Raw genomic sequence first — 8,326 nt, 5'->3', positions numbered from 1 at the left:
CTGCTGCTGGCGGTGATCCTGGGCGGCATGACCGGCGTATTCACCCTGACGATGCTGAACGGCGGCCTGGTTTCTCCGGCTTCCCCGGGTTCGATCCTGGCGGTGTTGGCGATGACGCCGAAAGGCGCCTACTTCGCCAACATTGCGGCGGTGTGCGCAGCCTTTGCCGTCTCCTTCGTGGTGTCTGCTTTCCTGCTGAAAACCTCCAAAGTGAAAGAGGATGACGATCTGGAAGCCGCGACCCGCCGCATGCAAGAGATGAAATCGCAGTCCAAAGGCGGCGCAGCGGCGCCAGCGTCGGTCGACGGTGATCTGAGCACCGTGCGCAAAATCATCGTCGCCTGCGATGCGGGCATGGGTTCCAGCGCCATGGGCGCCGGGGTGTTGCGCAAGAAAGTGGCGGACGCGGGGCTGAAGAACATCTCGGTGACCAACAGCGCCATCAACAGCCTGCCGGACGATGTGGATCTGGTCATCACGCACCGCGATCTGACCGAGCGCGCGATGCGCCACGCGCCGCAGGCCCAGCACATCTCGCTGACCAACTTCCTCGACAGCAAGCTGTACAGCGATCTGGTCGAGCGTTTGCTGGCGGCCAACCAAACCAGCGACAACCAGCAGAAGGCGCTGGATGAAAGCGTCGAAGCCGGTGAGCCGAATCTGTTCAAGCTGAGCGAAAGCAACGTGTTCCTCAATCTGCAGGCCAGTGACAAAGAGCAGGCGATCCGCTTCGCCGGCGAGCAACTGGTGAAGGGCGGCTACGTTGAGCCGGAATACGTGCCGGCGATGCTGGAGCGCGAAAAGCTCACGTCCACCTACCTGGGCGAGTCGATCGCCGTGCCGCACGGCACCATCGAGGCTAAAGACCGGGTGCTGCGCACCGGCGTGGTGTTCTGCCAGTACCCGCAGGGCGTGCGCTTCGGCGATGAAGAGGACGAAGTGGCGCGCCTGGTGATCGGCATCGCCGCGCGCAACAACGAGCATATTCAGGTGATCACCAGCCTGACCAACGCGCTGGATGACGAGAGCGTGATCGAGCGGCTGGCGAATACCACCAGCGTTCAGGAAGTGCTGGACCTGCTCGGCGGCAAAAAAGCCGGATAACAGAATCATTTTAAAGGGTGCAGCTTGCTGCACCCTTCGACATTAAGAAGGTAGAGTTATGAAAGCATTACATTTTGGCGCAGGGAACATCGGCCGCGGTTTTATCGGCAAGCTGCTGGCGGACGCGGGCGTTGAGCTGACCTTCGCCGACGTCAATCAAACGGTGCTGGATCTGCTGAACAGCCGAAAAAGCTACTCGGTGCACGTGGTGGGCGAGCAAGAGCGCGTGGAGAACGTCACCAACGTCAGCGCCGTCAACAGCGGCGGCGAAGCCGCGGTGGCGCTGATCGCCGAAGCGGATCTGGTGACCACCGCCGTTGGCCCGCAAATTCTCGCCAAAATCGCCGGCACGATCGCCAAAGGGCTGGTGCTGCGTCATCAGCAGGGCAATGTACAACCGCTAAACATCATCGCCTGCGAGAACATGGTGCGCGGCACCAGCCAGCTGAAGCAGCACGTGTTCGCCGCGCTGCCGCAGGACGAGCAGGCATGGGTTGAGCAGCACGTCGGCTTCGTCGATTCGGCGGTTGATCGTATCGTGCCGCCGGCGGACAGCAACGACCCGTTGGAAGTGACGGTGGAAACCTTCAGCGAATGGATCGTCGATCAGACGCAGTTTAAAGGACAGCCTCCGGCGATCGCCGGCATGGAGCTGACCGACAACCTGATGGCCTTCGTCGAGCGCAAGCTGTTCACCCTCAACACCGGCCACGCGATCACCGCCTACCTCGGCCAACGGGCCGGGCTGCAAACCATTCGCGACGCCATTCTCGATCCGGCGATCCGCCGGGTGGTGAAAGGGGCGATGGAAGAGAGCGGCGCGGTGCTGATAAAACGCTACGGCTTCGACGCCGACAAGCACGCCGCCTACATCAACAAAATTCTCGGCCGCTTCGAAAACCCGTATCTGCACGATGACGTCGAGCGCGTGGGGCGCCAGCCGCTGCGCAAACTGAGCGCCGGCGATCGCCTGATCAAACCGCTGCTGGGCACGCTGGAATACGGCCTGCCGCATGCCAACCTGATCCAGGGCATCGCCGCCGCCATGAGTTACCGCAGCGAACAGGATCCGCAGGCGTTGGAGTTGGCGGAATTGCTGAATACGCTCGGGCCGAAAGCCGCGCTGGCGCAAATTTCCGGCCTGCCGGCGGAAAGCGAGGTTGTAGAAGAGGCCGTTGCTGTGTATAACGCCATGCACAAGTAGAATCGTGATGATGAACACCCGAGCGCAGCTTGCTGCGCTCCTGGAACCCGAGTTCGGCATCGACGGCCCTCCCCACGCCTTTCGAAAAGCGACGATGGAAGAAGCACAGGCATTTGAAAACCAGGTTCTGGAAAAGCTGAACGCGGGCAAAACGGTGCGCAGCTTCCTGATCGCGGCGGTAGAGCTGCTGGCGGAAGCGCTCAACGTGCTGGTGGTGCAGGTATTCCGCAAGGATGACTACGCGGTGAAATATGCCGTCGAACCGCTATTGTCCGGCAGCGGCCCGCTGGGGGAGCTGTCGGTGCGCCTGAAGCTGATGTACGGCCTGGGGGTGATTTCCCGCCACGAATATGAAGACGCCGAACTGCTGATGGCGATGCGCGAAGAGCTGAACCACGACGGGTCGGAATACCGCTTCGTCGACGACGAAATACTCGGGCCGTTCGGCGAGCTGCACTGTGTGGCCGCGCTGCCGCCGGTGCCGACTTTCCTGCAGCCGGGCGAGGCGGATGAAGCGCTGATCGCCATGCAGCGCCAGCGCTATCAGCAGATGGTGCGCTCCACCATGGTGCTGTCCATTACCGATCTGATCGCCGGCATCGGCGCCAAACAACCTTCCCGACTCTCTCCTCTCGGCCGCGGCTAGGCAAAGGCCGCGCGCCACTCGTCGAACAACAACCACAGCGCGGTGGCGGCCATCAGCCCGGACATCGCGCCGTTGAACACCCGCAGTTTCCAGGTGACCCGCAGCGCGTTGCGCAAGCGGTCGCCCAGCACCGCCCACAGCAGCACGCAAGGCAAGTTCAGCAGCGCGAAACCGGCGATGACCGACAGCGTATGGACAAAGGTGGCGCCTTCGCGCGGGGTGAACAGGATCGCCACGTTGATCACCATCAGCCAGGCCTTGGGGTTGACCGCCTGAAACAGCGCGCCGTTGAGCAGGCTCATCGGCTGCGCCTGCTCTTTGGCGTCCGGCGAGGCCGCCTGGAACAGTTTCCATGACAGCCACAGCAGATAAGCGCAGCCGATCACCGCCAGCGGCAGGCGGATGACGCCGGCCCAGCTCAGCGCCAGCGCCAGCAGCGGGATAATGATCGCCAGCTGTACCGCACAACCGACGCAGATGCCAAACAGCATCGGCAGGGTGCGGCGCAGGCCGAAGTTGACGCCCGACGAGGCCAGCAGCAGGTTGTTGGGGCCGGGGGTGATCGACATGACGGTGACGTAGCTGACAAAGGCAGAGTCCAGCATGGCAGGTTCCTTGAAAATGACGGTGATGACGAGAGATCAGCATAATCGCTGCAATGGGATGGTGACAGAACCACAAATCGGATATTGTCATGGTTACAGTTGTACAAAATGTAAACTGTACCCATTGCCTGGAGAGAAACTGTGACCCTGCTCGATGAAACCCCGGATACCCGTTACCTGCAGCTGGCGGACACGTTGGCCGAAGCCATTCGCCGCGGCACGCTGCAGCCCGGCGACCGCTTGCCTTCGGTGCGGCGCTGTGCGCAAACCCATCGCGTCAGCATCAATACCGTGGTGTCGGCTTACCGCACGCTGGAGGATCGCGGGCTGATCGAGGCGCGACCGCAGTCGGGGTTTTATGTCCGCAGCACGCTGCCGGCGCTGAAGATGGCCTCGGCGCCCTGCGGGCGCATCGAACCGCCGGCGGACGACGTGCTGGCGCTGATCGACACCGTGTTTGCCGCCCAGCAAAACCCGGCCTTCACCAACATTGCGTTGGCTTGCCCGCAGACCAGCGACTTTTATCCCGGCGGCAAGTTGGGGCGCATGCTGTCCTCTCAGCTGCGCCGCCAGCCGGATCTGATCGGGCAGTATCCGTTGCCGCCCGGCAGCCTGCGGCTGCGTCAGCAGATCGCCCGCCGCTCGATGACGCTGGGCATGCTGTTGGAGCCGGGCGACGTGGTGCTGACCCACGGCTGCATGGAAGCGCTGCAGCTGGCGCTGCGCGTCACCACCAAACCGGGCGACTGCGTCGGGCTGGAGTCGCCGACCTATTTCTACCTGCTGCCGCTGCTGGCCAGCCTGGGGCTGAAAGCGCTGGAAATCCCTACCGATCCGCAGTTGGGACTGTCGTTGGACGCGCTGGAGCTGCTGTTGAACGAGAAGCGGCTGAATGCGGTGATCGCCATGCCGACGGTGCAAAACCCGCTGGGCTGCACCATGCCGCTGGCGGCGAAAAAGCGGCTGGCGCGGCTGATGAACGATCATCAGGTGCCGTTGATTGAAGATGGGCTGTATGCCGAGATCCAGTTCGGCGGCGCGCTGTCGCCGGCGGTGAAGGCGTTCGATCGCGACGGCTGGGTGCTGTTTTGCTCCAGCTTTACCAAAACGCTGGCGCCGGATTTTCGCGTCGGCTGGGTCTGCGGCGGCCGCTTCCACGAGGCGTTGCGCAAGCTGAAGGCGGTGTCGTCGATGTCAGAGTCGCAGCTGCTGTCGGAAACGCTGGCGACCTTCCTGGAGAGCGGCGGTTACGATCACCATTTGCGCAACCTGCGCAAGCGCTATGCGGCGCAGGTCGACGAGGCGCGGGCGCTGATCGCCCGGCATTTCCCGCGCGGCACGCTGGCCACGCAGCCGGCGGGCGGCTTCGTGTTCTGGGTCGAATTCCCCCCTGGCGTGGACAGTGTGGCGCTGTTCCATCAGCTGCTGGAGGAGCAGATCTGTTTAACGCCGGGCACCCTGTATTCGCCCAGCGGGCGTTACCGCAACGCGCTGCGGCTCTCCTGCTGCTACCCGTTCAACGCGCGCTACACCCAGGCGTTGGCCCGGCTCGGCGCCAGGGCCTGCGAGATGAGCGGCTTGCCGCCCGGCATTGCGCAGGACGGGTAACGGCGCGCGCCTTTTGCTACAATGCCGGTATCATTGATTAGCGTGCCATTTTGGGCACAACGGGCCAGAGACCATGAAAGAGAAAGAAAAGGCAGAGATCAAGCGCCTGAGCGACCTGCTGGACGCCTTGAACCACAAAGACGCCACCGTGATCCAACAGGGCAACCCTGAGTTGATCGCGCAGCACACCAAAGAGAAAGAGAAACTGGCGACGGAGATCGAGCGCCTGAAAAACGTGCGCGGCGAGAAGCTGAGCGCCGAAGCGCAGAAGCTGAGCAAGCTGCCGTTCAGCCGCGAGATCACCAAGAAAGAGCAGGCCGATATGGGCGCGCTGAAGAAAAGCGCGCGCGGGTTGATCGTGGTGCACCCGATGACCGCGCTGGGCCGCGAGATGGGCCTGAAAGCGGTCACCGGCTACGCCAAGAAAGCGTTCTGAACCCCTGGGCGTCAGACCTTGGTGGTGTAATACGCCTTGGTCTGATAGGGCACGGTGACCGTGTCCTGGCCCCGCAGCTCCTCTTCTTCCGCCACCAGTTGGCGCAACCGATCGATAACCTGCTCCTGTTGCAGCTGCGGCAGCGCGGCGATAAAGCTGGTTGAACGCACGCGGTTGTAGATCATGTCCTCCACCGCACCCCGGTGGCCCAGCATAAACACCTGCTCCTGCAGCGGTTCAAAGCCTTTGAACGGGAAGAACTTGCGCCATTCGCCGGTATAGAAACGCGGCGCATCGCCTTCGTGGCTATCGACGATCTGATTCAGTTTGCGCACCCAGCCGACGCGCGCATCGCGCATGTTCCACACCAGACCGAGTTTGCCGCCGGGCTTGAGAATGCGCTGGATTTCCGCCAGCGCCTGCGGCGTGGCGAACCAATGGAAGGACTGGGCACAGACCACGGCATCGACCGACTCGTCCGGCAACGGGATCGCGTCGGCGGTGCCCGCCAGCGTTTTCACCTGCGGCAGCGCCGCCGACAGTTTTTCCAGCATTTGCGGCACCGGTTCGACGGCGATCACCTGCGCGCCGGTTTCCAGCAGGCGCGGGGTGAACTTGCCGGTGCCGGCGCCGAGATCGATGACCGTCATGCCAGCGTGCAGGCCGATGACGTCACGCAGCCAGACGGCGATTTCCGGCGGGTAATCCGGCCGGCCTTTCACATAGCGATCGGCATTGGCCTGATAGCCCTCGGCGGCGGCGTGATGAATCGAATGGGTCGGGGTGGTCATATACCTGGCTCCTGGCTGAAAAAACGTGCGGCTACAGTATAGGCGGAAGAATAGGGTTAACGCGGCACCCGGCGCACGTTTTTCATCTTTCCGCCGCCGTTTTCAACGGCCGAGCAGGCGGCGGTTGAAATCTTCGAGGCGCCCTTCGGCAAGCCGCGTGAGCATGGTCTTGCTCCAGCTGGCGGAGAGGCCGGCCACCGCCAACAGACGGCGATACTGTTCCGCGTCGAACGGCATGTGCCAGGCGATGGCGATGGCTTCGGCGACCGACACGTCGCTGTTGCGCGCCGCCAGCGCCAGCGGACGATCGCCGCTGACCGCGCCCGGCGACACCACCCGATACAGCCAGCCGCAGAGGCCGCTTTGCTGCATCAGCAGCGAAATGTCCTCAATGGCGAAGTGATAGTTGAGCTTGAAGCACGGCGAGCGCGGCTGGGTGACCTGGATCAACGCCTCGCCCCAGCGGAAGATATCGCCCATAAACACGTTGTGTTCGGTCAGCCCTTCGGTGGAGATATTCTCGCCGAAGGCCGGGGCGCAAAACTGCTCCGCCTGCGCCGGAAACTGCTCGCGCCAGTGGGCGTAATGCTCGCGCGGGTAGTGGCACAGCGCGCGATCCGGCCCGCCGTGATAGCTTTTCTCCGCCTGTTCGTCGCCTTCCAGCCCGAGCGGCGTGAGCCGGATGGCACCATCCACCTGGCGTTTGGCGATGGCGCTGGGGCGCCCGCCCTCATAGGGTTGAATGCTGCCGATGTAAACGTCTGGGTGATGCATGTGCGCCTCCGTGTCTCGCGTCGAGGGCTCAGCATAGCCTGAGTTGTTCTCGTACACTACCCGGCGTTTACCTGTACGGAAGGATGTGTTTTTCCTGTCTATATTTAGGCTTTTATCGTCGAGAAAAAACCATGCGTTTCATTGTATTGAGGCATGCGGAGTCAGAATGGAACCGCTCGGGGATTATTCAGGGGCGAAGTGACAGTCCGCTGACAGAAGAGGGGCGACGTCAAATCGCTGGGCTTGGCGCTCGCTTGCAAATGTTATCGGTCACTTCGTTGATCAGTTCACCGACTGGTCGGGCTTTTACGACAGCGGAGACGTTGGCTGAGCGATGTGGCTGCACTGTGCAAATGGATGAGCGTTTGCAGGAGCAAGATTTTGGCCGACTGGAAGGATTATCTTATGCGCAGGCCATGCGCGATTATCCTGAAGCGACGCAGTGCCTCTTTGCCGGTAAGGCAGAGGCGTCGGCGCCGGGAGGGGAGAATGCTTATGAGGTTGCCTGGCGCCTGATGGCTTGTCTGTCCGATCTGGCTGTCGATGGACAAAATCAAACGCTTGGTGTTGTTACGCACGGCCATGCTCTGCAGGCACTGATTTGGTGGCTTAAAGGGGCCGACCCGCAGGAGGACCTTCGCAGATACGGTCATCGCAATTGCGGCTATGCAATGCTTGATGTGACCGCCTCTGGTTTTAATTTGTTGAATTGGGGAGTCGCGACCCACCTGTTGCCAAAAAGATAGGGCGAGGAACGGATATTCCTCGCCTGAGGGCGTCAGAAGGTGGTCCAGTTATCTTCCGCTGCGGCGTTGGCGGCCGCGGGTTTGACGGCTGGCGCTTTCGGCGCGGCGGCTTTGGCGGCGAGGGGCTCGGTCTGTTCCGCCAAGCGGAACACCGAAACGCTCTGCAGCAGCATATCGGCCTGCTCTTCCAGCGAATCGGCGGCGGCGGCGGACTCTTCCACCAGCGCGGCGTTCTGCTGGGTGGTGTGGTCCATCTCGACGATCGCCTGGCCAATCTGGGCGATGCCGCGCGTCTGTTCATCGGAGGCGGCGGCGATCTCGGCCATGATGTCGCGCACGTGGGTGACCGAACGGACGATCTGTTCCATGGTATTGCCGGTGCTTTCCACCAACTCAGTGCCGGTTTTCACCC

The 8,326-nt window shown here is 62.4% G+C and carries 10 protein-coding genes; 6 read left to right on the top strand and 4 right to left on the bottom strand.

Annotated elements, in window-relative coordinates:
* The 3 genes from ADK28_RS01635 to ADK28_RS01625 form a co-directional block, all read left to right on the top strand.
* A partial coding sequence (locus ADK28_RS01635; protein WP_048794706.1) for a PTS mannitol transporter subunit IICBA occupies positions 1-1,104 on the top strand: 1,104 nt, incomplete at its 5' end.
* A 58-nt stretch (positions 1,105-1,162) separates the two neighbouring features.
* A complete protein-coding gene (locus ADK28_RS01630; RefSeq protein ID WP_048794705.1) occupies positions 1,163-2,308 on the top strand; it encodes a mannitol-1-phosphate 5-dehydrogenase in 1,146 nt (381 codons plus the stop codon).
* 94 nt (positions 2,309-2,402) lie between these two features.
* Positions 2,403-2,954: an MltR family transcriptional regulator gene (locus ADK28_RS01625; protein WP_016929575.1), complete on the top strand. Its 552-nt coding sequence runs from the start codon at positions 2,403-2,405 to the stop codon at positions 2,952-2,954.
* On the opposite strand, the gene ADK28_RS01620 is transcribed toward ADK28_RS01625, so the two are convergent.
* Positions 2,951-3,559 carry a LysE family translocator gene (locus tag ADK28_RS01620; RefSeq protein WP_016929574.1) on the bottom strand — a complete coding sequence of 203 codons (609 nt, stop codon included), beginning with the start codon at positions 3,557-3,559 and terminating at the stop codon, positions 2,951-2,953. The two genes, ADK28_RS01625 and ADK28_RS01620, sit on opposite strands and share 4 nt — an antisense overlap.
* 141 nt (positions 3,560-3,700) lie before the next feature.
* On the opposite strand from ADK28_RS01620, the gene ADK28_RS01615 reads away from it, so the two are divergent.
* On the top strand, positions 3,701-5,167 hold the full coding sequence (locus ADK28_RS01615) for a PLP-dependent aminotransferase family protein (protein ID WP_033639085.1): 1,467 nt from the start codon (positions 3,701-3,703) through the stop codon (positions 5,165-5,167).
* A 73-nt stretch (positions 5,168-5,240) separates the two neighbouring features.
* Positions 5,241-5,603, top strand: coding sequence for a YibL family ribosome-associated protein (locus ADK28_RS01610; protein WP_004933989.1), 363 nt, complete (start codon positions 5,241-5,243; stop codon positions 5,601-5,603).
* An 11-nt stretch (positions 5,604-5,614) separates the two neighbouring features.
* Here the strand turns inward: ADK28_RS01610 and ADK28_RS01605 are convergent, their stop codons facing one another.
* Both ADK28_RS01605 and yiiM read right to left on the bottom strand, forming a co-directional pair.
* A complete protein-coding gene (locus tag ADK28_RS01605) occupies positions 5,615-6,394 on the bottom strand; it encodes a class I SAM-dependent methyltransferase (RefSeq protein WP_048794704.1) in 780 nt (259 codons plus the stop codon).
* Between the two features lie 102 nt (positions 6,395-6,496).
* On the bottom strand, positions 6,497-7,168 hold the full coding sequence (gene yiiM, locus ADK28_RS01600; protein WP_048794703.1) for a 6-hydroxyaminopurine reductase: 672 nt from the start codon (positions 7,166-7,168) through the stop codon (positions 6,497-6,499).
* A 131-nt stretch (positions 7,169-7,299) separates the two neighbouring features.
* Here yiiM and ADK28_RS01595 point away from each other — a divergent pair, with 131 nt between their 5' ends.
* Entirely contained in the window at positions 7,300-7,914 is a 615-nt protein-coding gene (locus ADK28_RS01595) for a histidine phosphatase family protein (protein WP_028128060.1), read from the top strand.
* 32 nt (positions 7,915-7,946) lie between these two features.
* Here the strand turns inward: ADK28_RS01595 and ADK28_RS01590 are convergent.
* On the bottom strand, positions 7,947-8,326 hold a 380-nt coding region (locus ADK28_RS01590; RefSeq protein WP_048794702.1), incomplete at its 5' end, for a methyl-accepting chemotaxis protein.

Source organism: Serratia sp. 506_PEND (assembly GCF_001076875.1).
GTDB classification, from domain to species: Bacteria; Pseudomonadota; Gammaproteobacteria; order Enterobacterales; family Enterobacteriaceae; genus Serratia; species Serratia marcescens.
Note: the sequence above shows the minus strand (reverse complement) of the source record. Positions and strands in the feature narration are given on the sequence as shown.